This window comes from Mycobacterium sp. GA-1285 (genome assembly GCF_001499905.1).
Taxonomy (GTDB): Bacteria; Actinomycetota; Actinomycetes; order Mycobacteriales; family Mycobacteriaceae; genus Mycobacterium.
In genome coordinates this window covers 336353-361581 of record NZ_LQIS01000001.1, presented here as the reverse complement: position 1 = coordinate 361581, position 25229 = coordinate 336353, and the positions used below count along the sequence as shown (strand labels likewise).

The 25229-nt window shown below is 69.3% G+C and carries 12 protein-coding genes; 9 read left to right on the top strand and 3 right to left on the bottom strand.

Features of this window, described 5'->3' with window-relative positions; all coding sequences use genetic code 11:
* Positions 1–104: 104 nt before the first annotated feature.
* Entirely contained in the window at positions 105–1787 is a 1683-nt protein-coding gene (locus tag AU193_RS01655) for a (2,3-dihydroxybenzoyl)adenylate synthase (protein WP_064420578.1), read from the bottom strand.
* 136 nt (positions 1788–1923) lie between these two features.
* Here AU193_RS01655 and AU193_RS01650 point away from each other — a divergent pair, with 136 nt between their 5' ends.
* On the top strand, positions 1924–5385 hold the full coding sequence (locus AU193_RS01650; protein ID WP_064420577.1) for a non-ribosomal peptide synthetase: 3462 nt from the start codon (positions 1924–1926) through the stop codon (positions 5383–5385).
* A gap of 4 nt (positions 5386–5389) precedes the next feature.
* Here the strand turns inward: AU193_RS01650 and AU193_RS01645 are convergent, their stop codons facing one another.
* Positions 5390–6250 carry an LLM class F420-dependent oxidoreductase gene (locus tag AU193_RS01645; RefSeq protein ID WP_064420576.1) on the bottom strand — a complete coding sequence of 287 codons (861 nt, stop codon included), beginning with the start codon at positions 6248–6250 and terminating at the stop codon, positions 5390–5392.
* A 373-nt stretch (positions 6251–6623) separates the two neighbouring features.
* On the opposite strand from AU193_RS01645, the gene AU193_RS01640 reads away from it, so the two are divergent.
* The 6 genes from AU193_RS01640 to mbtG are packed head-to-tail and all read left to right on the top strand — an operon-like array spanning position 6624 to position 22430.
* On the top strand, positions 6624–7370 hold the full coding sequence (locus tag AU193_RS01640; protein WP_064420575.1) for a thioesterase II family protein: 747 nt from the start codon (positions 6624–6626) through the stop codon (positions 7368–7370).
* The gene (locus AU193_RS01635; RefSeq protein WP_156425075.1) at positions 7360–8691 is read left to right on the top strand and encodes a polyketide synthase; all 1332 of its coding nucleotides are present in this window, start codon (positions 7360–7362) and stop codon (positions 8689–8691) included. Before AU193_RS01640 ends, AU193_RS01635 begins: the two co-directional genes overlap by 11 nt.
* A complete protein-coding gene (mbtD, locus tag AU193_RS01630) occupies positions 8691–11630 on the top strand; it encodes a mycobactin polyketide synthase MbtD (protein WP_064420573.1) in 2940 nt (979 codons plus the stop codon). Before AU193_RS01635 ends, mbtD begins: the two co-directional genes overlap by 1 nt.
* Positions 11631–11635: 5 nt before the next feature.
* Positions 11636–16723, top strand: a complete 5088-nt coding sequence (locus AU193_RS01625) for a non-ribosomal peptide synthetase (RefSeq protein WP_064420655.1) — start codon at positions 11636–11638, stop codon at positions 16721–16723.
* Positions 16724–16764: 41 nt separating this feature from the next.
* Entirely contained in the window at positions 16765–21108 is a 4344-nt protein-coding gene (locus AU193_RS01620; RefSeq protein WP_064420654.1) for a non-ribosomal peptide synthetase, read from the top strand.
* Positions 21105–22430, top strand: coding sequence for an NADPH-dependent L-lysine N(6)-monooxygenase MbtG (gene mbtG / locus AU193_RS01615; protein WP_064420572.1), 1326 nt, complete (start codon positions 21105–21107; stop codon positions 22428–22430). The genes AU193_RS01620 and mbtG overlap by 4 nt, the downstream gene beginning before the upstream one ends.
* A 23-nt stretch (positions 22431–22453) precedes the next feature.
* Here mbtG and AU193_RS01610 read toward each other — a convergent pair whose 3' ends face one another.
* Entirely contained in the window at positions 22454–22774 is a 321-nt protein-coding gene (locus tag AU193_RS01610) for a type II toxin-antitoxin system VapB family antitoxin (RefSeq protein WP_064420571.1), read from the bottom strand.
* A 167-nt stretch (positions 22775–22941) separates the two neighbouring features.
* Here AU193_RS01610 and hrcA point away from each other — a divergent pair, with 167 nt between their 5' ends.
* The gene (hrcA, locus tag AU193_RS01605; protein ID WP_064420570.1) at positions 22942–23973 is read left to right on the top strand and encodes a heat-inducible transcriptional repressor HrcA; all 1032 of its coding nucleotides are present in this window, start codon (positions 22942–22944) and stop codon (positions 23971–23973) included.
* Positions 23974–24007: 34 nt separating this feature from the next.
* Positions 24008–25153 (top strand): molecular chaperone DnaJ, encoded by a 1146-nt coding sequence (gene dnaJ, locus AU193_RS01600; RefSeq protein WP_064420569.1) that lies wholly within the window; start codon positions 24008–24010, stop codon positions 25151–25153.
* Positions 25154–25229 lie beyond the last annotated feature (76 nt).

The window sequence follows — 25229 nt, the reverse complement described above, 5'->3', positions numbered from 1 at the left end:
CCGCCGAACCCGCCGAAACTGAAGATTTGCACGAAAAATTGTCGAAATTTGCTGCAGAGCTTCAGTTTCGGCGGCGCGTGGCAGGGCGTCCGGCCGCCCTCGCGTCACGACGTCAACTGAGTGACGACCTTCTTCTTGTCGACCTTGCCGACCGCTGTCTTGGGCAGCGCGGGCAGCGGCGCCAACACGTCGGGCCTGCAGTGCGCCGACACGCCGCGCTCGTCGAGGAACCGGTTGAGTTCGGCCAGCGTGATGGGAGCGCCCTTGAAAACAACTGCCGCGCAGATCTTCTCGCCGAGAAAGTCGTCGGGCAGAGCCACCGCGGCCGCGGCGTAGATCGCCGGGTGTGCGAACAGGTGCTCTTCGAGGTCCGATGCCGACACCGTCTCACCACCGCGGTGGATGACGTCCTTGATGCGGCCGGTCACCTCGACGTAGCCGGCGCGCGGACCGTCGGCGAAGATGCGTACGCGGTCGCCGCTGCGGTAGAAGCCGTCGGCGGTGAACGAGCGCGCGTTCGCCTCGTCGGCGCGGTAGTAGCCGTTGAGCGTGTAGGGGCCCCGCACCAGCAGTTCGCCTTCCTCGCCGGAAGCCACCTCCGCGCCGGACTCGTCGACCACACGCATCTCGTCGTGCGGGGACATCGGCCTGCCCTGGGTGTTGACCACCACGTCGACGGGATCGCCGGGGCGGGTGAAGTTGAGCATGCCCTCGGCCATGCCGAAAATCTGCTGCAACCCTGAGGTGAGCCCGGACAGGATATACTCGGCCTCCTGCGGTGTCATCCGCGAACCGCCGACCTGGACCAGTCGCAGTGACGTCGGCAGCACGGGTTCCCATTCGCATGCCTGGGTCCACACCTTGGCCAGCGCGTTGACCAGCGCGGTGACCGTGACCGTGTGTTTGTCGATCAGCGCGAACGCGGCCTCGGGGCTGGCGTCGGTGGTGAACACCGACGTCGCGCCGACGCTCATCGACCCCAGCAGTCCGGGGCACGCCAACGGGAAGTTGTGTCCGGCGGGCAGCACCACGAGATAGACGTCGTCGCCGGTGAGGCGGCACTCCTGCGCACTCGTCCTGGCGGTGTAGAGGTAGTCGTTGTGGGTCCGGGCGATGAGCTTCGGCAAGCCCGTGGTGCCGCCGGAGACGAGGAGAAGTGCGGGCGCATCGGGGTCGACGGGCGGGCGTTCGACCCGTGGGCCGTCGAAATCGGCCAGCGCAGACCACGATTGGAACCGTCCCGGCTCTCCGTGGACGAACACGTGCCGCAGCTGCGGGTTGTTCCCGACGAGTTCGTCGGCGAGCTCACGGTAATCGAAGCCGCCGACCGAATCGGGCACGATCAGTCCCACCGCACCGCTGACCGCGGCGAAGTGGTTCAGCTCGGCGGACCGGTGCCCCGGCAGACACATCACCGGGACGACGCCTGCCCGCAGCACGCCGAACAACGCCACCGCGAACTCGCAGGTGTTAGGCAGCTGAAGCAGCATCCGGTCGCCGGGGGCGATACCGCGGTCGGCCAGCGCCGCCGCGATCCGATCGGCACGCGCGTCCAGCTCGGCGAACGTGTAGCTGACGTGGTCATCGATCACCGCGGTCCGGTCGGGCCACGCCGCGACGGCATCGGTCAGGAGCGACTCCAGTGGTTCATCGGTCCAGTAGCCCGCCCGGCGGTACTCGTCGGCGCGGTCGGCGGGGAACGGCACGAACCCAGTCGTGAGGTCGCCGAGCCCGCCCTTCGCAAGCGGCCGTTCTGCTGGTGGGCGCTGCTCGAAACCGGTGCTCATAGGAGATGCGACCCCTTGGGGTAGGTGTGTTCGGTGTGTCGAATATAAGGTAGCGTCCCCCGGGTTAGTTAGGGCAGCCTGTACTAATCCGGAGGGACGCGTGGGTGTGGGTCAGACTGGTTCGCCGACCGATCGCATGACAGGGCGCACGACCGATCGCACCGTCCGCGAGGAGGTCGCCGAACTGCTCGGGGTGAGTCCCGACGAGGTCGATCCGAACGCCGACCTGATCGCCTGCGGCCTCGACTCGATCCGCATGATGTCGCTGTCCGGCCGGTGGCGCAAGCAGGGCATCGACGTCAACTTCGCCGCGCTCGCCGAGAACCCCACCGTGGCGGCCTGGTCGGCGCTGGTGGTTGACCGATCCGGCAGCGGCGCCCCCGAGCGGGTTCTCCAGTCTGCGAAGACCGGCGACGAGAACGACCCCTTCCCGTTGGCGCCGATGCAGCACGCGATGTGGTTGGGCCGCAACGACGATCAACAATTGGGTGGGGTGGCCGCGCACCTGTACGTGGAATTCGACGGCGCGGGCGTCGACCCGGAGCGGTTGCAGCTCGCGGCGACGGAACTCGTTGCGCGCCATCCGATGTTGCGCGTCGAGATTCTCCCGGACGGCACACAGCGGATCGGTGACCGGGGCCTGCCCGTGACGGTTCACGACCTGCGCGACCTGGACGCCGAGACCGCCGAGCAGCGCCTCGAAGCCATCCGGCGCGAGAAGTCGCACCAGATTCTCGACGGCGACGTGCTCGAGCTGAGCTTGTCGCTGCGTGCCGACGGGCGCACCCGGCTGCACGTCGACATGGACATGAACGCCGCCGACGCGGTGAGCTACCGCAAGTTCATGGCCGACCTTGCGGTGTTCTACCGCGGCGCCGACCTTCCCGAACTGCGGTACACCTATCGCGAGTACCGGGCGGCATTGACCGCGTCGGACCCCGGCCCGTCCGAGGAGGATGTGCGGTGGTGGGCCGAGCGCATTCCCGACCTTCCGGAAGCACCGGCGCTGCCCCTGGTTCCGCTCGGCGAACAGGACGACGCCCGGCGCAGTGTGCGGCTCTGGCACATCTTCGACGTCGCCACCCGCGACGCCTTGTTCGCCGCGGCCCACCGCCGCGGCATCACGCCCGCGATGGCCGTCGCGGCGTCGTATTCCCATGCGCTGGCCCGCTGGTCGAGCGGCTCGCGGTTCCTGCTGAACCTGCCGATGTTCGGTCGCGAGCCGTTCCATCCCGACGTCGAGAAGCTCGTCGGCTGCTTCACATCCTCGCTCATGCTCGACGTCGACCTCACCGAAACCCGCACGCCCGCGCAGCGAGCCCGCGCCGTTCAGGAGACCCTGCACAACACCGCTCGACACTCGAGCTACTCCGGCTTGTCGGTGCTGCGTGACCTCGGACGTCACCGCGGCAACCAGGTGCTGGCTCCGATCGTCTACACCAGTGCACTGGGGCTCGGCGATCTGTTCGCAGGCGAGGTCACCGACCAGTTCGGGTCGCCCGTGTGGACGATCTCGCAAGGCCCGCAGGTGTTGATCGACGCGCAGGCGACCCCTCTCGTCGAGGGCCTGATGATCAACTGGGACGTGCGCGTCGACGCGTTCCGGCCCGGTGTGGCCGAGGCCATGTTCGCCTACCACCTCGCCGAGCTGACCCGGCTCGCGACCGACGACACCGCCTGGGACGCGCCCGATCCGCCCGCGGTGCCCGAAACGCAGCGAGCGGTGCGGCAGGCCGTCAACAGCACCACCGCGCCACCCAGCGCAGAAGCGATCCACGACGGGTTCTTCGACCAAGCGCTCGCCAACCCCGACGCCCCGGCAGTCTTCAGCCGCGACGGCGAGCTGACCTACGGCGACCTCCGCAGCCGCGCGCTGAGCATCGCTGCGACCTTGCGCGACAACGGTGTTCGCCCCGGTGACCTCGTTGCCCTGATCGGGCCCAAGTGCGCCGAGCAGATCCCCGCGGTGCTCGGCATCCTCGCGACGGGCGCCGCCTACCTCCCGATCGGCGCGGACCAACCCGCCGAACGCACCGCGAAGATCCTCGATTCGAGCGCGGTGGCCGCGGTGCTCGTGTGCGGCGGCGCCGGGACGAACCACACCGGCCTGCCCGTCGTATCGGTCGCCGACGCGGCACTCCGCGGCGCCGACGCGCAACCCGCCCGGGTCGATCCGAATTCGCTTGCCTACGTGCTGTTCACCTCGGGTTCGACCGGTGAACCCAAGGGTGTGGAACTCACGCACGACGCGGTGATGAACACCATCGAGTTCATCTCCGACCACTTCGCACTGAACCAGGGCGATCGCAGCCTGGCGCTGGCCTCGCTGGAAGCCGACATGTCGGTGCTTGAGATCTTCGCGTTGCTGCGTGCGGGCGGTGCGGTCGTGGTGGTCGACGAGGATCAGCGTCGTGATCCGGACACCTGGGCGCAATTGATCCAACGGCACGGCGTGACGTTCCTGAACTGGATGCCGGGCTGGCTCGACATGCTGCTGGAGGTCGGCGGTGACCGGCTGACCAGCTTGCGAGTCGTCCTACTCGGCGGTGACTGGGTGCGGCCGGAACTGATTCGGGCCCTGCGGAACTCGGCCCCGAACGTGCGCGCCGCCGGACTGGGCGGCGCGACCGAGACCGCGGTGCACGGCACGATCTGTGAGGTCGGCGATCCGCCCGCGCACTGGACATCGGTGCCCTACGGCATCCCGTTCCCGAACAACGCCTGCCGCGTGGTGGCCGCGGACGGATCGGACTGCCCCGACTGGGTCCCCGGCGAACTGTGGCTCACCGGCCGCGGAATCGCCCGCGGGTACCGCGGCCGACCGGATCTGACCGCCGAGAAGTTCGTCGAACACGAGGGTCGGATCTGGTACCGCACCGGCGATCTCGTGCGCTACCTTCCCGGCGGGACACTCGAGTTCGTCGGCCGTGTCGACCACCGGGTCAAGATCAGCGGATACCGCATCGAACTCGGCGAGGTCGAGGCCGCGCTCAAGCGGGTGACCGGAGTCGACGCAGCGGTGGCCGCCGTCATCCCCGGTGAGCGTGACGTGCTCGCGGCGTTGGTGCGCACCGATGATCCCGCGGTCGACGCGCGAACGGTCACCGCAGCCATGGCCGATCTCGTCCCCGCCCACATGATTCCGAAGATCATCGCGGTGGCCGACCGCATCCCGTTCACCGTCAACGGCAAGATCGACCGCAAGGCTGTGGCGTGCCTATTGGCCAACACCGAACCCCCTGCGGCACAGGCATATCGGGCGCCGGCCACCCCATTGGAGTCTGCTTTGGTCGCGATCGTCGAAGACGTGCTCGACGCCGACGACGACATTCGCGTGGGTGTGGACGACGACTTCTTCTCCCTCGGTGGAGATTCCGTGCTGGCCACCCAGGTGATCGCCCGGGTGCGCGACTGGCTGGACACCCCGACGGTGATGGTCACCGACATGTTCGCCAGCCGGTGCGTCGCGAAACTCGCCGAACGGCTCGTCGGCCGCGAACCCGACGGTGAGCGACTCCACGCGGTTGCCGAGGTGTACCTGGAGGTCGCCGAGATGGACAGCGCGGCAGTACTCTCCGAACTCGAGTCGTCAGCCTAGGGCCTCAGCGGAGGGCACTGGCCAGCCGGCGCCACTGATCCCGCGGGAATTCCCGCGGATCTGCCGTGAGTACCTGCACGCATACGTGGTCGGCGCCGGCGTCGAGATGCTGCTGAACGCGGTTCAGCACGGTCTCCTCGTCGCCCCAGGCGATGATCGCGTCGAACAACCGGTCGCTGACCGTCGCCACGTCCTCCTCGCTGAAGCCCGACCGCAGAAGGTTGTTGGCATAGTTGGGCAGCGCCAGATACGAACGCAGCCAATCGGTTCCGAGCGCGCGTGCCTGGTCGGCGTCGGTGGTGAGCAGGACGGTCTGCTCGGGGAGCAGCAGCGGGCCCTGGCCGAGCCGGTCGCGGGCGTAGCTCGTGTGGTCCGGGGTGACCAGATAGGGGTGCGCTCCGCGTGCGCGGGTCGCGGCGAGCTCGAGCATCTTCGGGCCCAGCGCCGCGAGCACCCGGTTGGCGACCGGAACCGGCTGCGGAGTCGCATCGATCGCGTCCAGGTACTTGCGGGTCGCGGCGAGTGGCTTGCGATAGAGCCCTGGTTCTTTGAAGTCGATCAGCGGCGCATGGCTGACCCCGATGCCCAGCAGGAAGCGCTCGCCGTGGGTGTCGGTCAGTGACGCGTAGCGAGCGGCGACATCGGCGGGCTCATGCATCCACAGGTTGAGGATCCCGGTTGCGATCACCACCCTCTTCGTCGCCGAGAGCAGGTTCTCCACCGAATCGAGGACCGGCCCGCCGACGTCGGGGATCCACAGGGCCGAGAACCCGAGATCCTCCAACTCCGCGGCAGCCTCGGCCGCTTCGCCGTGATCGCCGTAGCGCAATTGCGAACTCCAGATACCGACGCCTGCCAGATCCATCGCGATCCCTTCGAGAGGTGTGCTCGTAACCGACGGCTTCACGTTACGTAGCGACCGCCACTCGTCACGCGGCCGGTGGGGTTGGGCACCCGTATCTGGGTGATGGCCGCGCGGACGGGTAGCCGCTCGCCGCGCACGTCAGGACCGGTACAGCTGCGCGAGGCAGTAAACGCGCGCGAGAGCCGGGATCGCCCTCGGCGCAGCGGCGACGTGGCGTGTCAGCGTCGAGAAGGATAGGGTAACCTCACTTCCGATTTAGGACAGCCTGCGCTAATCACACGGAGGAATACATGGGCGTTCTCACCGCGGAATCGCAGGCCCGCTCACCGTACCTGCGCAGTCTTCGACGCCGTCCCAACGCGACTGCGACCCGATGATCGACGAACGGAGCCGGCTGACCTTCGCACCCTGGATCAAACGTTCCACCGGGCAGTCATCACACGGTGCGACCGTCGTCTTCCCTCATGCCGGCGGCGCGGCGGCGGCCTACCGGCCGTTCGCGTCGGCGTTGGCCCGCACCGGTGACGACGCGTACGTGGTCCAGTACCCGCAGCGCGCGGACCGGCTGAGCCATCCCGCACCGGAGACGGTGCCCGACTTGGCCGCCGATCTGTTCGCCGCGGGGAACTGGTCCGAACTGGGGCCGCTGCGGTTGTTCGGCCACTGCATGGGTGCGGTGATCGCGTTCGAGTTCGGCCGCGTGGCCGAGCGCACCGGTGTTCCCGTTCGCCAGCTGTGGGTTTCGGCGAGCCAGGCGCCATCGACCATCGCCACCTCACCGCGCCTGCCGACCGCCGAGGCCGAAGTCGTCGCCAACATGGTCGACCTCGGCGGAACCGACCCCCGCCTGTTGGCCGACGAGGACTTCATCGACTTGCTCGTTCGCGCGGTGCGGGCGGACTATGTGGCGTTCAACCGCTATGCGTGTGAGCCCGACGCTCGCCTCGCCGCCGACATTCACACCATCGGTGGCCGCGACGATCACCGAATCAGCTCGGACATGTTGCGCGGATGGGAAACTCACACTTCGGGCGCCTTCACGCTGTCGTTGTTCGACGGTGGGCACTTCTACATCAACGACCATCTCGATGCCGTGGCGGAGTTGGTCAATGCCGGTTAGCGCGCCCGACGGCGTCAGCGACGATCCAATCGTCATCGTGGGCATGGCGATCGAGGCGCCGGGAGGGATCGAAACCGCCGAGGACTACTGGGACCTGTTGGTCGACCGACGCGAGGGGCTGTGCCCGTTTCCGCGGGACCGCGGATGGCCGGTCCGCGACATTCTCGACGGTTCGGTGCGCGACGGATTCAAACGCATCCACGATCTCGGCGGATTCCTGTCCGGGGCAGCCGATTTCGATCCGGAATTCTTCGGGATCTCGCCACGGGAAGCGGTCGCGATGGATCCGCAGCAGCGGGTTGCGCTTCGCGTGGCGTGGCGGGCCCTGGAGAACACCGGCATCAACCCCGACGACCTCGCGGGTCACGACGCCGGCTGCTATGTGGGCGCGTCGGTGATGGGTTACGGACCCGACCTGGCCGAATTGTCCGACCTCACGGGGCATTTGATGTCGGGCACGGCGCTCGGCGTGATCTCGGGGCGCATCGCCTACACCCTGGGCCTGGCCGGGCCCGCGTTGACCATCGACACTTCGTGCTCGTCGACGCTGACCGCGATCCACACCGCGACGCAGTCGCTGCGGTCCGGAGAATGCGACCTGGCACTGGCCGGAGGTGTCTGTGTGATGGGTTCGGCCGGCTTCTTCGTCGAATTCTCCAAACAACACGCGCTCTCCGACGACGGCCACTGCCGGCCCTACAGCGCTCAAGCCAGCGGCACCGTGTGGGCCGAGGGCGCGGCCATGTTCGTCCTGCAGCGCCGGTCGCGGGCGCTCCGCGACGGACGCCATGTCCTCGCCGAATTGCGGGCGACCTGCCTCAACCAGGACGGCCGCTCCGTCGGCCTGACCGCGCCGAGCGGGCAGGCGCAGGCGCGGTTGTTCGCGCGGGCGCTCGAACAGAGCGTTCTGCGCCCGCAGGACATCGGGATGGTCGAAGGGCACGGCACCGGTACCCGGCTCGGGGATCGCACGGAGCTGATCTCGCTGGCCGGGACCTACGGCGCCACCCGGCCCGGCCAAGGCCCACTGCTCGGCTCGGTGAAGTCGAATCTGGGCCACACGCAGGCCGCCGCGGGCGGGCTCGGCCTGGCCAAGGTGCTCATCGCCGCCGAACACGGCGCGATCCCCGCCACCTTGCACACCGACGAGGCCAGCCGCGAAATCGACTGGGACAGCCAGGGGTTGCGGCTCGCATCGGAGCTGACTCCTTGGCCGGCCGTCAACGGTGAGCGGTTGGCCGCCGTCACCGCGTTCGGCATGAGCGGCACCAACGCCCATGTGATCGTGTCGGTGCCGTCGATCCCGCCCGAGGCGGCGTGATGTCCATCGGTTTCCCCGACGGCCGGGTGCCCGTCGTGCTGAGTGCGCACGCCGAGGAACTCCTCGCCGCCGACGCCGCGGCGATACTGCGCTATCTCGATCGTGAGCCGGACGTGGCGGCGGTCGCTGCGGCCTTGTTGCGGACCCGGCGGGTGCGCAGGCACCGCGCGGTGGTGCGCGCCGCCACCACCGCAGAACTGGCCGCAGGTCTCCGCGCGATCGCCGACGGCGGTTCGCATCCGTTGGTGGCGCGCTCGTCGCAAGCAACTGGGGCGCGAACGGCTTTCGTCTTCCCGGGGCAGGGCAACCAGTGGCCGTCGATGGGGGCGGACGGCTACCGGGAGTCTGCGGTGTACCGCATGCACGTCGACCGGTGCGCCGAGGCGTTCGTCGCAGCAGGGGAGCCCTCGCCGCTGCCGTACCTGACCGCTGAGACCAACGGCGGGCTCTGGTCGCAGACGCAGATCCAGTCGGCGCAGTTCACCCATGCCGTCGCGCTGGCGCACATGTGGCGCTCCTGCGGAATCGTGCCCGACCTGGTGGTCGGGCACAGCCTCGGTGAGGTTGCCGCCGCCTACGTCGCCGGAAGCATCGAGCTGCCTCACGCGGCCGCGGTGGTCGTCGCCCGCGCCAAGGCCGTCGAGCGGCTCTCCGGTGACTACGGTATGGCGGCGCTGGGAGTTTCGCTGGCGGACGCCGAGCGGTTGATGGAGTCGACCCCGGGTTGGCTCGAGGTGTCGGCGGTCAACGCCGGCGCGTCGGTGGCGGTGTCGGGGGAGCGCGCCGCGATCGGCGCGCTCGTGGCGGCCGCGACCGAACAGGGGCTGTTCGCCCGCGAACTCGACGTCGACTACCCCGGACACACCAGTGCGCTGGAGCGGGTGCGCGAGGATCTGCTTGCGATGCTCCCGGACGGCGAGTTCGTCGACGCTCCAATCGAGTTCATCGGTTCCACCAACGCCGAGGTAGTGCCCGCGGGCACCTGCTTTTCCTCCTACTGGTACGAGAACCTGCGCAACACCGTGCGATTCGACCGCGCGGTCGCGGCCGCGGGGCGCCGAGGTGCCGCGGCCTACATTGAGATGTCGGCGCATCCGGCCCTGCTCTTCGCGTTGGGGGACCTGCTGGCCGACGAGGACTCACTGGTCTTCGGGTCGGGGCATCGTGACCTTTCGCTCATCGACGCGGTGTCGGCCAACATCGCCGCCGCCGCGGTGGCCAATCCCGAATTCCGTTGGACCGACCTGGTCGACGTCGCCGCGCAACCCCGGTTGCGCGGCTTTCCGAACGCGCCGATGCGTGCGGTGCGGCTGTGGGCACAACCGCAGCCCTTGGCCCCGGTTCACGGGATCACCGTCGCCCGCGAGAAATGGGACCTCACCGCTGCGCGATCGAAGGACGCCGGGCAAAGCGTCGCGGTCGTCGAGCTTGCCGGTCCGTGCGGGCCGCTCGGTGAGCGATTGCGGGTGGCATTGCAACACAACGGATCCGAAGTCGTCGAGCCGGGCGAGGCCGAGGTGGTCGTCGCGGTCGCGCCCCTGCTGGACCATCCCGACGCCGAACGCGCCGCCCAGGAGATCTCCCAGCTCGTCGGCGAGGGCCTGCTCGATTACGTGGACCTGCCAGGACCCCACTGCCGCACGGTGTGCCTGGTGACGGTCGGCGGTGAGCAGGTCCAGGCCGGGGAGCCGGTCGCTTTGCCCGCGCAGACCGCGCTGGCGGCGATGCACCGCAGTCTGGGCTTCGAGCGACCCGAGCAGGCGTTCAGGCATCTCGACCTGCCGTGCTGGGAACCCGACGACGCCCTCACCGCTGCGGCGGTAGGCGCGCTCCTGTCCGGCGCCGATGAGACGGCAGTGCGCGACGATGGTTCGGGCCCAATGGTTTTCCTGCGCTCCGTCGGAGAGGCTGTGGAGCCCGCACCGTCGTGGCTCTCGGCGCCCGGCGTGTTCGACGACGTCGTGATCACCGGCGGTAACGGGGCGGTGGGCGGGCATTTCGCGCGGTATCTGGCCGCCCACGGGGCACGCCGCATCGTGCTGCTCAGCCGTCGCGGCGTCGATGACGCGTTCAAAGCCGAACTCGCGGGGCTCGCAACCGATCTCGACGTGGTCGCGCCGCGCTGCGACATCACCTGCACCGAGCAGGTGGCCATCGCGGCCGAGGAGTTCGGCGGCGACGGCGCGTCCCTGCTCATCCATGCCGCGGGCGCGGCGACCTTCGCCGATCGCGGCGCGCTCACACCGGAGGCGTTCACCGAAGCGGCGGCCGCCAAGATCGGTGGACTTGCCGGAATGGCCGAGCTCTGGCCGATGCGCCGCGACGCTCGAATCCTGGTGTGCTCCTCGGTGTCCGGCGTGTGGGGCGGGCGCGGACACGCGGCGTACTCGGCCGCCAATCGGATGCTGGACGTGATGGCGGGCCAGCTGCGGGCCAAGGGGCAGCACTGCGTCGCGGCCAGGTTCGGACTGTGGCGCGGCAGCGGGATCGCCGACGCAGCCGAGGTCACCAAGATCGAGCGGTCGGGGTTGCTGGCGATGTCGCCGGAGGCCGTCGTCGAGGCCAGCCTGCGCGACCACAGCCAAGACCCGCTGTTGTTCAGTGCGGATCGGGACCGGTTGCGGGTGTTCCTCGAAAGCCGGACCGCCGAGTCCGCCGAGAAGGGCACGCCCACAACCGAACCCGCCGCCGACACCACGGCGCTGGTCAGGGCGGAGCTTGGGGCGGTACTCAACCTCGATGCGGGCTCGATCGACCTCGACACATCGTTGCTCGACCTGGGGGTGGACTCACTGCTGGCCCTGGACCTCCGTACGCGGCTGCAGCGGGCGACCGGCCACAAGGTGTCGCTGGCCGTCCTGCTCGGCGGCATCACCGCCGGCGAACTCATCGTCGACCTCGACAGCACAGAACGATCCGAGAAGGTGAACCACCCGTGACCGACCTGACTGACTCCGTCGCTATCCGCGGGCAGGCCGAAGACCGCCGGCTGGAGCTGCTGCGCCGCAAGCTCGCCGAGCGCGGACTGCGCACTCAGAACACGTCGAACGTTGTCCACGCCGGACTGGCTGACGGACAGCGCCGCATGTGGTTCGTCCAAGCCGCCGACCCGACGGGTGCCATCCTCAACATCTGCCTGTCCTACCGGCTCACCGGTGACCTGGACGTCGCCCGGCTGCACGACGCCGTCAACGCCGTTGCCGCACGACACGCCACGCTGCGCACCACCTACGGCATCGACGACGACGGCGAACCCCAGCCGACCGTCCACGACGACCTGACCCCGGGCTGGACCGTGCACGACCTGACCGAGCTGTCCGAGCATGCGCGCCGGCTCCGCCTCGAGGTGCTGGCCCAGCGTGAGTTCGGCGCCCCCTTCGACCTGGGCACCGACTCGCCGCTGCGGCTCACCGTCGTGCGCACCGCCCCCGACGAACACGTCATGCTGCTCGTCGCGCACCACATCGCCTGGGACGATGGCTGCTGGCAGGTCTTCTTCGGCGATCTCACCAGCGCGTACGTCGGTGAAGCACTGGCCCCCGCGGTCACACCGCCGTCCCACACGCTCGGCCCGGTCGACGAGGACTTGGACCATTGGCGCGAAACGCTCGCCGATCCGCCGGAGCCGCTGGAGCTGCCGGGTCCGAACGGCTCTGCGGTGCCGACGAACTGGCGCTCGCAGCGGCTGACGCTGCAGTTACCGGACGCGACTGTCGAGCGGGTCGCCACGCTGGCCAAGGAGGCCGGCGCGACACCGTACATGGTGCTGCTTGCGGCCTTCGGGGTGCTGCTGCAGCGCTACACCCACGCCGACGACTTCCTGGTCGCCACACCGGTTCTCAACCGCACGTCCGACGTCGAGGACGTGATCGGCTACTACGGCAACACGGTGGCCCTGCGCTTGCGCCCCGGCGCTCACGAGAGCTTCCGCGACGTCCTCGCACATGCCCGTGACACCGCGGTCAGTGCGTTCGCCCATCAGCGGGTGAACCTGGACAGGGTGGTGCGCGAACTGAACCCGGATCGCCGCCACGGTGTGGAGCGGATGACGCGGGTGACCTTCGGTGCGCGCGGGGCGGACCGCCAGGGCTTCAAGCCGCCCGGGATCACCTGCCGCCGAGCCGAATTGCGCAGTCATCTCACCCAGCTGCCGTTGGGCTTCATGGTGGAGTTCGACGCGCCCGGGGTCGTGGTGGAGGCCGAGTACCTCGTCGAGGTCCTCGACGCGGCGCTGGTACGCCAGATGCTCGAGCACTACGCGGTGCTGCTCGACGACGCGCTGCGGCGTCCCGATCTTCCCATCAGCGCACTAAACCTGATGGGCCCCGGCGACGCCGAATGGTTGCGCCGGGTCTCGGCGGGAGAGGAGTTCGACACCGCCCCGGCGACGATGACGGCACTGGTGGAGGCGCAGGCCGCCCGCACACCCGACGCGGTCGCCGTGGTCTACGAGGGACGGAACTACAGCTACCAGGAGCTCAACGAGTCGGCGAACCGGTTGGCGCACTGGCTCATCGAGCGGGGCATCGGCACCGAGGACCGCGTGGCGGTGCTGCTGGACCGCTCACTGGAGCTGGTGATCACCGCGCTCGGGGTGATCAAGGCGGGCGCGGTGTACCAGCCCGTCGACCCGACCTACCCCGAGGATCGGCTGACGTTCATCCTGTCGGACTCCGATCCGAAACTGACCATCAGCCAACCGATCACCGACCTCGACGGGTACCGCACCACCAACCCCACCGACTTCGAGCGCGTGCGCCCGCTGTACCCGGACAGCACCGCCTACCTGATCTACACCTCGGGTTCGACCGGCCTGCCCAAGGGTGTTCCGGTGCCTCACCGGCCCGTCGCCGAGTACTTCGTCTGGTTCAAGGGCGAGTACGAAATCGACGAGGACGAGCGGCTGCTGCAGGTCGCATCACCGAGCTTCGACGTCTCGATCGCCGAGATCTTCGGCATGCTCGCGTGTGGGGGCCGGCTGGTGATTCCGCGCCCGGACGGTCTGCGCGACGTCGGATACCTCACCGAGTTGCTGCACGACGAGGGCATCACCTCAATGCATTTCGTGCCTTCTCTGCTGGGCCTGTTTCTGTCGCTGCCCGGCGTCAACCAGTGGCGGACCCTGCAACGCGTGCCCATCGGCGGCGAGGCACTGCCCGGCGAGCTGGCCGACAAGTTCCACGCCACCTTCGACGCACTGCTGCACAACTTCTACGGACCGACCGAGACGGTCATCAACGCGAGCCGCTACAAGGTCGAAGGTAAGCAGGGCACCCGCATCGTGCCCATCGGCAAGCCGAAGATCAACACCCAGATCCACCTGCTCGACGACGCCCTGCGGCCGGTCCCCGTCGGAGTGATCGGCGAGATCTACATCGGCGGAACGCATGTCGCGCACGGCTATCACGATCGGCCCAAGCTGACCGCGGAGCGGTTCGTCGCCGATCCGTTCAGCGCCGGCGGCCGGCTCTACCGATCGGGTGACCTGGCCCGTCGCAACGGCGACGGCGACATCGAGTTCGTCGGCCGCGCCGACGAGCAGGTCAAGATCCGTGGCTTCCGCATCGAACTCGGCGAAGTGGCGGCGGCGATCTCCGTCGACCCCAGTGTCGGCCAGGCGGTCGTGGTGGTCAGCGATCTGCCCAGTATCGGCAAGAGCCTCGTCGGCTATGTCACCCCGGCCGAGGACGTCGAATCCGTGGACGTCGAGCGAATCCGCAACCGGGTCGCCGCCGCACTGCCGGAGTACATGACTCCGGCCGCCTACGTCGTGATCGACGAGATCCCGATCACCGCGCACGGCAAGATCGACCGGGCGGCACTGCCTGAGCCCGACATCGGCTCCGGTGCCGCGTTCCGCGAGCCGGCCGAGGGTACCGAACGCCGGGTCGCCGACCTGTTCGCCGAACTCCTCGAACGCGACCGCATCGGCGCCGACGACTCGTTCTTCGACCTCGGCGGCCATTCGCTGTTGGCCACGAAACTCGTTGCCGGGGTGCGCACTGCGTTCAACGTCGACATCAGTGTGCGCGCGGTCTTCGAGCTGGGCACCGTGGCTGCCCTGGCCCAACGGATCGACTCGTGCTCCGCCGCCGAGGGCCCCACCCGCCCCAAGCTGGTCCCCGTCCCGCACGACGGACCGCTGCTCATGTCGGCCTCACAGCTGCGCATGTGGTTCCAGTACCGCATCGACGGTCCGAGCCCGGTCAACAACATCCCGTTCGCGGCCCGCATCAACGGGCCCTGCGACACCGAGGCGTTTGTGCACGCGGTACACGACGTGGTGGCCCGGCACGAGGTGCTGCGCACGACATACCGCGAAATCGATGGCGCGCCATACCAGATTGTCAACGACGATCTCGAGGTCGCGGTGCGCCGCGCCCACGGCGCCGACGACGACTGGCTGGACACCGAGCTCGGCAGGGAGCGCAGGCACGTCTTCGACCTCGAAGCCGACCCACCCGTTCGCGCCGCCGTGCTGGCGACGCCGGATGCGCACGTGGTGTCGCTGGTGGTTCACCACATCGCCGCCGACCACTGGTCGGCGATGGTGCTGTTCACCGACCTGCTGACGGCCTACCGGGCCCGGCGCGCCGGTGAGGCACCGGGATTCGCGCCCCTGCCGGTCCAGTATGCCGACTACGCGGCGTGGCAGGCGGCCCTGCTCGGCGTAACCGACGGGCCGGTCGCGGCGCAGCGCGACTACTGGCGCCAGCAGTTGGCCGGTATGCACGAAAACCCTGGCTTGGCACCGGATTTCCCTCGCCCACCGGTACTCAGCGGAGAGGGGGACGCCGTCGAGTTCGGTATCGACGCCACCACCCGCGCCAAGCTCGCCGAACTGAGCTCCGAACTCGGTGTCACAGAGTTCATGCTGTTGCAGGCGGCCGTCGCGGTCGCATTGCACAAGGCCGGTGAGCGTCCTGACATCCCCCTGGGCACCCCGGTCGCGGGCCGCACCGAGGCCGAACTCGACCAGCTCGTCGGCTTCTTCATCAACATCGTGGTGCTGCGAAACGACCTGACCGACAACCCGACGCTGCGGGAGGTGCTGCGCCGGGCCCGCGATACCGCGCTGGAGGCGTACGCCCATCAGGACCTCCCGTTCGATCAGGTGGTCGACGCGGTCAGCCCGGCACGGTCGTTGTCGCGCAACCCGCTGTTCGGTGTCGTCGTGCATGTGCGGGAGGCGCTGCCCGCCGACCAGGTGATCGAGTCGCGGCCGGACGGCGACACCACGTTCACCGCGCTCGAGCCGCCGTTCGACGTCGCGCACGCCGACCTGTCGGTGAACTTCTTCGGCGCCCAGGACGGCTACCGCGGTCACGTCATCTATCGCACCGACTTGTACCGGCGCAGCACCGCCGAACGGTTCGTCCGTTGGCTGAACCGCGTGCTGGCCGCCTTCGCCGAGGATCCCGGCCAACGGGTGCGCGATGTGCAGATCGCCGACCGCGACGAGCGCCACCTGGTGCGGCGGTTCAGCGCGGCGGCATCGGCCAGCGTGCTCGACGGCTGGCGCGATCCGGTGGCGATCGGCGTGGTCGGCGACGTCTACGAGCACGTCATCGACGAGACGGGCGCCGACCTTCGTGCGACGGGCAGGCGCGGGCGCTGGACCGCCGACGGTGAACTGGAGTACATCGAAGTCGTCGAGCAGCGTCGCCCGCCGGCGCCGGCGGGTCCGGCCGAATCCGCGCGCACCGGAACCGAACGGGTGCTGGCAACGCTGCTCGCCGACGTCGTGGACGTGCCCGAGGTGAACCGCACCGACGACTTCTTCGAGCTCGGGGGCGATTCCATCCTCGCGGTCCAGCTCGCCGCCCGCGCCCGCGACGCGGGACTGGCGCTCACCGCGCGAATGGTGTTCGAGCACCCCACGATCCACGAGCTCGCAGCCAAGGTCGACGCCGACGCGGGGACCGAGACGCCCGACGTCCATCACGAGCCGATGGCGGCCTCCGGACTGTCGGCCGACGAGTTGGCGGCGGTCACGTCGATGTGGTCGGCGTCGCAAGAGGGCGCGACGTGACCTCAACCAAGGCCGGACCGACGGTCGCCATCGAGGACGTGATGGCGCTCAGCCCGCTGCAGCAGGGACTGTTTTCGCTGGCTCAGCTGAGCGCCGCCGAGGATGGCGGCGACGACCCCTATGTCATCACCATGGCGGCCGACGTCACCGGCTCGCTCGACGCGGACCTGCTGCGCGAGTGCGCCGCGGCGATGCTCGACCGCCATCCCAACCTGCGTGCGAGTTTCGTTCGGGCACAGAGCAAGCCGGTCCAGATCGTGCCGAACCGCGTCGAGCTGCCATGGCGGCACATCACCGCGACGGCCGACGAGGTCGATGCGCTGGAGGCCGACGAACGGCGCAGGCCGTTCAACCTCGAACGTGGACCGGCGATCCGGTTCCTGTTGATCGAGGTGTCCCAATCGCACTGGCGATTTGTCGTCGTCGCCCACCACATCATCATCGACGGCTGGTCGCTGCCCCTGTTCGTCGGCGAGCTGATCTCGCTGTACCGCTCGGGCGGTGACCCGGCCGTGCTCCCTCCGCCGCCGCGCCCGTACCGCGACTACATCGGTTGGCTCGCCGGCCGCGATCAGCAGACCAGCCGCGCTCTGTGGCGTGAGCACCTCGCCGACCTCGACGGTCCGACGCTCGTCACGCCCGCCCTCACCTCGGGGGAACCGCCCACCGGCGAACCGCACCGCACCGAGCTGAGCCTGGATCGGGACACGACGCGGCGACTGGCGGAGGCCGCCCGCACTCTCGGTGTGACGGTCAACACCCTGGTCCAGATGGCTTGGGCGACAGTGCTTTCGACGTTCACCGACCGCGCCGATGTGGTGTTCGGCGTGACGGTGTCGGGGCGTCCCGGCGAGCTGTCCGGTGTCGAAACCATGGTCGGGCTCTTCATCAACACGGTGCCGCTGCGGGTCCGGCTGGATCCATCCGTCCGGGTGGGCGCGCAATGTGTTGCGCTGCAACGTGAAGCGGCCAAACTGCGCGACCACGGATACCTACCCCACAACGAACTGCGGTCCCTGGGTGGCATCGGCGAGATGTACGACACCCTGCTCGTCTACGAGAACTTCCCGCCGGGCGGCCTGGTTGGCGACGGCGACTTCGTCGCCAACGGCGCGACATTCCGGCCGGCGGCATTGGAGAGCGTGTCGCACTTTCCGGTCACCATCGCCGCGCACTTGATCGACGACGAGCTCACGGTCCTGGTCGAGGTCGTCGAGGGGGCGCTCGGCCAGATGAGTCCCGAGTCGCTCGGGCACAGGTTGTTCACCACGACCCAGCGATTGGTCACCGGGTGGGATCGCCCGCTGCGCGAGGTCAGTGTCCTGCTCGACGGCGAGGGCGGCATCGCGACCGCCCGCCCCGCACCGGCCAGCGAACATCTCGGCGTGCACACCGCGTTCGCCGAAACCGCGAGTGCGCGCTTGGGGTCTCCGGCGCTGAGTTGGTCCGGCGGCGAACTCACCTACCGGCAACTCGATGAGGCGGCCGATCAGCTCGCCGCCGCGCTGGTGTCGAAGGGCGTACGCGTCGAAACGCCTGTCGCGATTCGCCTTTCGCGGGGACCGCGGTATGTCGTCGCGATGCTGGCGGTGCTGAAGGCCGGCGGCGTCATCGTGCCGCTGGATCCCGGGATGCCGGCGGAGCGGATCGCCGACATCCTCGACCAGTGCGGCGCGGCGGTCGTCATCGACGACGAGTTGCTCGCCGAGGCCACGGCCGAGCCCGCCGAGGACTTCCGGCCGGTGGCCGCGCTGCCGGGCCAGACCGCGTACATGGTGTTCACCTCCGGCACCACCGGCAGGCCGAAGGGCGTCATCGGAACCCACCAGGCGCTGCTGGCCTACGCCGAGGACCACGCCCGAAACGTGTTGCGCCCGGCTGCGGCTCGGCTGCGCCACCCGCTGCGGGTGGCGCACGCCTGGTCGTTCACCTTCGACGCCGCCTGGCAACCGCTGGCGGCTCTGCTCGACGGTCACGCGGTGCACATCGTCGACGACGACGTCCAGCGTGACGCCCAGGCCCTGGTCGAGACCATCGGCCGGTACGGGATCGACCTGATCGACACCACCCCCTCGATGTTTGCCCAACTGCACGCGGTCGGACTGCTCACCACGGTGCCGCTCGGGGTGCTGGCGCTCGGCGGCGAGGCCGTCGGGATACCGGCGTGGAACCTGATCCGTGACGAATGTGCGCGCACCGGCATGGCGGCCTACAACTGTTACGGCCCAACTGAAACCACAGTCGAGGCGGTCGTCGCCACCATCGCCGAGCACGATCGGCCGACCATCGGGCATCCCACGTCACCCAGCAGGGCCTACGTACTGGACTCGTGGCTGCGGCCGGTTCCCGACGGAGTGCCGGGCCAGTTGTACCTGTCGGGCGCTCAATTGACCCGCGGTTATCTGGGCCGGTTCGCCGAGACCGCGTGCCGGTTCGTGGCCGACCCGTTCGGGCAGGGCGAGCGCATGTACCGGACCGGTGACGTGGTGCGGCGCCAACCCGACGGGGCGCTGGAGTTCCTCGGGCGTTCCGACGCGCAGGTGAAGATCCGCGGGTTCCGCGTCGAGCCGACGGAGATCGCGGCGGTGCTGCACAGCCATCCCGCGGTAGGGCATGCCCACGTTGCGGTGCGCCGACAACGGTGGGGGCCGCAATTGGTGGCATTCGTCGCCGCCGAGCCCGCACCCGCCGTCTCAGAACTGCGCGCCCTGGTGTCAAAACGGCTGCCGCGCTATATGGTTCCGCACTCGATCGTGGTCGTCGACCGGATGCCGCTGACCGCGCATGGCAAGGTCGACGAGGCCGCACTGAACGCCATCGCGGTCGCGGAGGGTCCATGCACCGCCCCCGAGACCGAGACCGAGAAGGCGCTGGCGGCCGTGCTCTGCGAGCTGCTCGACGGCCCCGACGCCACCAACAGCCGCACCATCGACGTCGACGCGGACCTCCTCGCATTGGGCCTGGACAGCATCGTGGCGCTCTCGGTGGTGCAGGCCGCCCGCAGGCGCGGAATCCCGTTGCGCGCCAAGTTGATGCTGCAGTGCGCGACATTGCGGGAGCTCGCGGAGGCCGTCGAGAACGAGTCGGCGGTCGCCGGACACGACGACGACCCCGGCGGGCCCGCCCCCGTGCTGCCCAACGCGCACTGGCTCTACGAGCGCGGCGACCCGCGGCGGCTGGCGCAGACCGAGGCGATCCGGTTGCCCGACGGCATCACCGGAGAGCGACTCCAGCAGATCCTTCGCGCGGTGATCGAGGGTCATCCGGTGCTGCGGAGCCGGCTGGACCGGCAGACGATGACGCTCGTCGAGCAGGAGGCACGCGATCCGCTGACCAAGGTGCTCGTGCACGGCGATACGGACGCCACCCTCGTTCAGGCCGTTTCCGAACAGGCTCGTCGGTCGGTGGAACGCCTTGACCCCGAACGGGGTTCGATGCTCGCCGCGGTGTGGCTGCACCCGCCCGGCGGCCCCGGCATCCTGCTGCTGAGCGCCCACGTGTTGGCGGCGGACCCGGCGTCCTGGCGGATCGTGTTGGCCGAACTGGACGCGGCGTGGCACACCGTCGCGTCCGGCCGCGAGCCGGCGCCCATCCGGGAGCACACCAGCTACCGGCGCTGGTCGAGGCTGCTGCGCGAGCGGGCGTACACACTTGACACGGCCGACTTCTGGGCGGCCCAACTCGAAGGCGCGGACCCGCCGCTCGGGGCGCGCCGGCTGTGCCCTCAGACCGATCGGCTCGGCGACGTCGTCGTCTCCATGGCGGTGGCCGACACGGCCCTGACCGTGCGGTTGCTCAACGCATCCGAACCCACCCCACACCTGCTGGCCGCGGCAGCCGCGCGCACCGTCACCCGCTGGCGGCTGCAGCGCGGCCAGGACACCCCACCGCCGCTGCTGGCCTTGGAGACCCACGGGCGCGCCGACAGCCTCGTCGCCACCCTCGACACCGTCGACACCTCCGACACCGTCGGTCTGCTCACCGCGATCTATCCGCTGCGGGTGCAGACGGCCCGCGATGTCGGCGAGATCCCCGGCGACGGAATCGATTACGGACTGCTGCGCTATCTGCGTCCCGAAACCGCCGAACGCCTGGCGGCGCTGCCCGAACCGCAGGTGTTGCTCAACTTCCTTGGCCGCGTGCACGCGGGCTTCGACGGCGGTGCGCTGCGCCCGGACCGGGCACTGCTGGCGGGGGTGTCGCCGCTGCCCGAGCCGCGGCTCGCGGTCCGGCACGAACTGACCGTGCTGGCTGCGGTGCTCGGCGACAGCGACTCCCCGGTGCTCGGCACGCAATGGCGCACGCTTCCCGACATTCTGACCGCCGAAGACGTCGCCGCACTGCAGGCGATGTGGCAGGAATCGCTCCGAGAGGTCGTTTCATGAGCCGGACACTGGCGGTGGTGGGCGCGGGTGCGAAGGCCGTCGCCCTCGCCGCCAAGGCCGCTGAACTCCGCGACATGGGCATCGACGTGCCCGAGGTCGTCGCCGTCGAGAAGACGGGCGTGGCCGCCAACTGGCAGGCCGACGGCGGCTGGACCGACGGACAACACCGGCTGGGCACCAGCCCGGAGAAGGACGTCGGTTTCCCGTACCGCTCGGCGCTGGTACCGCGCCGCAATGCCGAACTCGACGAGCGCATGACCCGGCACAGCTGGCAGCAGTACCTGATCTCGACGGGCCAGTTCGCCGAATGGGTCGACCGCGGAAGGCCCGCTCCCACCCATCGCAGGTGGAGCCAGTACCTGCGTTGGGTCGCGGGCAATGTCGAGATGAACGTGGTCCGAGGCGAGGTGCGGGGCATCTCGATCGAAACAGCCGACACCGAATCCGGCGAACCGCGGTGGGCGCTGCACACGCCCGACCGCACCGTGACCGCCGAGGGGTTGATGATCACCGGCCCCGGCCAGCCGGAGCGCTCCATCCTGCCCGGCAATCCGCGGGTGCTCTCGATCGCGCAGTTCTGGCATCGCGCGGCGCAGCACGAGCTGATCCGCGCCGAACGCGTGGCCGTCATCGGCGGGGGAGAGACCGCGGCGTCGATGCTCAATGAGCTCTTCCGGCACCGGGTTTCGACGATCACAGTGATCTCGCCGCAGGTGACGCTGTTCACCCGCGGTGAGGGTTTCTTCGAGAACACGCTGTTTTCCGATCCCACCGGCTGGACCAGCCTGACGATGGCCGAGCGACGCGACGCGCTCCTGCGGACCGATCGGGGGGTGTTCTCGGCGCGCGTCCAGGAGGCGTTGCTCGCCGACGACCGGATCCGCCACCTACGGGGCCGAGTCGCGCACGCAGTCGCCCGCGAGGGCCGGATCCGGTTGACGCTGAGCACAACTGCGGGCGGTGAGTCGCTCGAGACGGTGCATGGATTCGATCTGGTGATCGACGGTTCGGGTGCCGACGCGATGTGGTTCGTGCCGCTGCTCGGCCAGGACGCGTTGGATCTGCTGGAACTGGGTCTTGGCGCGCCGCTGACCCCGGACGTGTTGCAGGAGGCCATCGGCGACGACCTCGCCGTGTCCGGGTTGCGGCCGAAGCTTTTCCTGCCGGGTCTGGCCGGACTCACGCAGGGGCCGGGCTTCCCCAACCTGTCATGCCTGGGCTTGTTGTCGGACCGCATCCTGGGCGCGGACTTGGGCGCGGACTTGGGAGAGGCCGCCGGCGCGCCGTCGTCGAAAGGACATGCGGGTCAATCGGTTCGGTGAAACCGTGTCCGAACCTGTGACGCCTAGGCCCACGCGTCGGCCGTTGACGCAACGTCCATGTCGAACAGGCGCGCATGCAGCACCGTGCGGTTGCGCAACGCGGCCCGCACCGCGCGGTGCAAGCCGTCCTCGAGGTAGATGATGCCCTTCCATCGCACCGCGTGCGGGAACAGGTCGCCGTAGAACGTCGAATCCTCGGACAGCAATCGGTCGAGCGCGAGCACCGTGGTGGTGGTGACCAACTCGTCGAGCCGGATCTGGCGCGGGGGGATCTGCGCCCACTGGCGATGCGACAGTCCGTGGTCGGGATAGGGTCTGCCCTCCCGCACTCCCTTGAAGATCATCGGGTCAACGTCCTTCGCGTCGTCCCCCCCGATGGATGTCACGCCGGCAACACGTAGCAGGTTAGTGCACCGGACCCGCGCACGGGGCCACAGCCGCTCGGACGCTATCGACGCTGCTGGTGCCCGTAAAATAGGTCGAACGCGATGCGAGGGGCAGGTGAGCAGACATGGGTAGCGCCGACGACCGCCGGTTCGAGGTGCTGCGCGCGATCGTCGCCGACTTCGTGGCCACCAAGGAGCCGATCGGGTCGAAGACGCTCGTCGAGCGGCACAACCTCGGGGTGTCCAGTGCGACGGTGCGCAACGACATGGCGGTACTGGAGGCCGAGGGCTACATCACCCAGCCGCACACCAGCTCGGGGCGCGTGCCCACCGAGAAGGGCTATCGCGAGTTCGTCGACCGCATTGACGAAGTCAAGCCGCTGTCCGCCTCGGAGCGCCGGGCGATCCTGTCGTTTTTGGAATCCGGTCACGACCTCGACGACGTGCTGCGCCGCGCCGTGCGGCTGCTCGCGCAGCTGACGCGCCAGGTCGCGATCGTGCAGTACCCGACGCTGTCCACCTCGACGGTCCGTCGTCTGGAGGTGGTCGCGCTCACCCCGGCCAAGCTGCTGCTCGTGGTGATCACCGACACCGGCCGGGTCGACCAGCGCATCGTCGAACTCGGCGACGCCCTCGACGAGCACGACGTGATCAAACTGCGCGACCTGCTCGGACAGGCTCTCGAGGGCAAAGCGTTGGCGGCGGCATCGATCGCGGTGTCGGACCTGGCATCGCACCTCGACGGGCAAGGCGGGTTGGCCGACGCGGTCGGCCGGTCGGCGACCGTGCTGGTCGAGACGTTGGTCGAGCACCGCGAGGAGCGTCTGCTACTGGGCGGCACCGCCAACCTCACCCGCAACACCGCCGACTTCGGCGGCTCCTTGCGGTTGGTGCTCGAGGCGCTCGAGGAGCAGGTGGTGGTGCTGCGACTCTTGGCGGCACAGCAGGAGGCCGGCAAGGTGACCGTGCGTATCGGCCACGAAACCGAGGCCGAGGAGATGGCGGGCACTTCGGTGGTGACGACCGCGTACGGCAGTTCGGGCAAGGTGTACGGCGGCATGGGGGTATTGGGCCCCACCCGAATGGACTATCCGGGAACTATCGCTAATGTCGCTGCGGTTGCTCTCTATATCGGGGAAGTCTTAGGCAGCCGGTAGACACCGGCACTGGTGGAAGGTCAGGCAAGTCAGCGTGGCACGCGACTATTACGGGCTGCTCGGAGTGAGCAAGGGCGCGACCGATGCGGAGATCAAGCGCGCCTATCGCAGGCTGGCGCGTGAACTGCATCCTGACGTCAACCCGGACGAAGGGGCCCAGGCACGGTTCAAGGAGATCAGCGCCGCCTACGAGGTGCTCAGCGATCCGGAGAAACGCCGCATCGTCGACCTCGGCGGCGACCCGCTGGCATCGGCGGCAAACGGAGCCGGGTTCTCCGGCGGCTTCGGGGGCCTCGGCGACGTGTTCGAGGCGTTCTTCGGCGGCGGCACCACCACACGGGGGCCCGTCGGCCGGGTGCGGCCCGGTCAGGATTCGCTGCTGCGCATGCGACTCGACCTGTCCGAGTGCGCCACCGGCGTGACCAAGCAGGTGACCGTCGACACCGCGATCCTGTGCGACCTGTGCCACGGCAAGGGCACACACGGCAATTCCAGCCCGGTGACCTGCGACACCTGCGGCGGTCGCGGCGAGATCCAGACGGTGCAGCGTTCGCTGCTGGGCCAGGTCATGACGTCGCGGCCCTGCCCGGTGTGCGGCGGCGTCGGCGAGGTCATCCCCGATCCCTGCCACCGCTGCGGCGGCGACGGCCGCGTGCGGGCCCGCCGCGAGATCAGCGTGAAGATCCCGGCCGGCGTCGGCGACGGCATGCGGGTGCGGTTGGCCGCGCAGGGCGAGGTCGGACCCGGCGGGGGACCCGCAGGCGATCTGTACGTCGAGGTGCACGAGCAGCCGCACCCCACCTTCCTGCGCGACGGCGACGACCTGCACTGCACGATCTCGGTTCCGATGGTCGACGCGGCGTTGGGCACCACCGTCACCGTCGACGCGATCCTCGACGGCCCGACCGAGATCGCGATCCCGTCCGGCACCCAGCCGGGCGGCATCGTCACGCTGCGCGGTCACGGCATGCCGCACCTGCGCTCCGGGGTGCGGGGCGACCTGCATGCGCACATCGATGTCGTGGTGCCGTCGCGGCTGGACAACGAGGACGCTGAACTGTTGCGCAAACTCAAGGCCAAGCGGGCCCGCGACGTCCCCGAAGTGCGCTCCGCCCAGCCGACCGCCACGAGCGGCGGCGGGCTGTTCAGCCGGCTGCGTGAGACGTTCAGCGGCCGCTGACAGGGCGGCGCCCGTGCCGAAGCCTATGCGCGAGATTGCGCTGAGGGCTGCGTCTCCGAACCGCGATCGACGACCC

Excerpts from the sequence above, each read along its gene's own strand:
- AU193_RS01655 (WP_064420578.1), bottom strand. The coding sequence starts at position 1,787 with ATGAGCACCGGTTTCGAGCAGCGCCCACCAGCAGAACGGCCGCTTGCG.
- AU193_RS01650 (WP_064420577.1), top strand. The coding sequence starts at position 1,924 with ATGACAGGGCGCACGACCGATCGCACCGTCCGCGAGGAGGTCGCCGAA.
- AU193_RS01645 (WP_064420576.1), bottom strand. The coding sequence starts at position 6,250 with ATGGATCTGGCAGGCGTCGGTATCTGGAGTTCGCAATTGCGCTACGGC.
- AU193_RS01640 (WP_064420575.1), top strand. The coding sequence starts at position 6,624 with ATGATCGACGAACGGAGCCGGCTGACCTTCGCACCCTGGATCAAACGT.
- AU193_RS01635 (WP_156425075.1), top strand. The coding sequence starts at position 7,360 with ATGCCGGTTAGCGCGCCCGACGGCGTCAGCGACGATCCAATCGTCATC.
- mbtD (WP_064420573.1), top strand. The coding sequence starts at position 8,691 with ATGTCCATCGGTTTCCCCGACGGCCGGGTGCCCGTCGTGCTGAGTGCG.
- AU193_RS01620 (WP_064420654.1), top strand. The coding sequence starts at position 16,765 with ATGGCGCTCAGCCCGCTGCAGCAGGGACTGTTTTCGCTGGCTCAGCTG.
- mbtG (WP_064420572.1), top strand. The coding sequence starts at position 21,105 with ATGAGCCGGACACTGGCGGTGGTGGGCGCGGGTGCGAAGGCCGTCGCC.
- AU193_RS01610 (WP_064420571.1), bottom strand. The coding sequence starts at position 22,774 with ATGATCTTCAAGGGAGTGCGGGAGGGCAGACCCTATCCCGACCACGGA.
- hrcA (WP_064420570.1), top strand. The coding sequence starts at position 22,942 with ATGGGTAGCGCCGACGACCGCCGGTTCGAGGTGCTGCGCGCGATCGTC.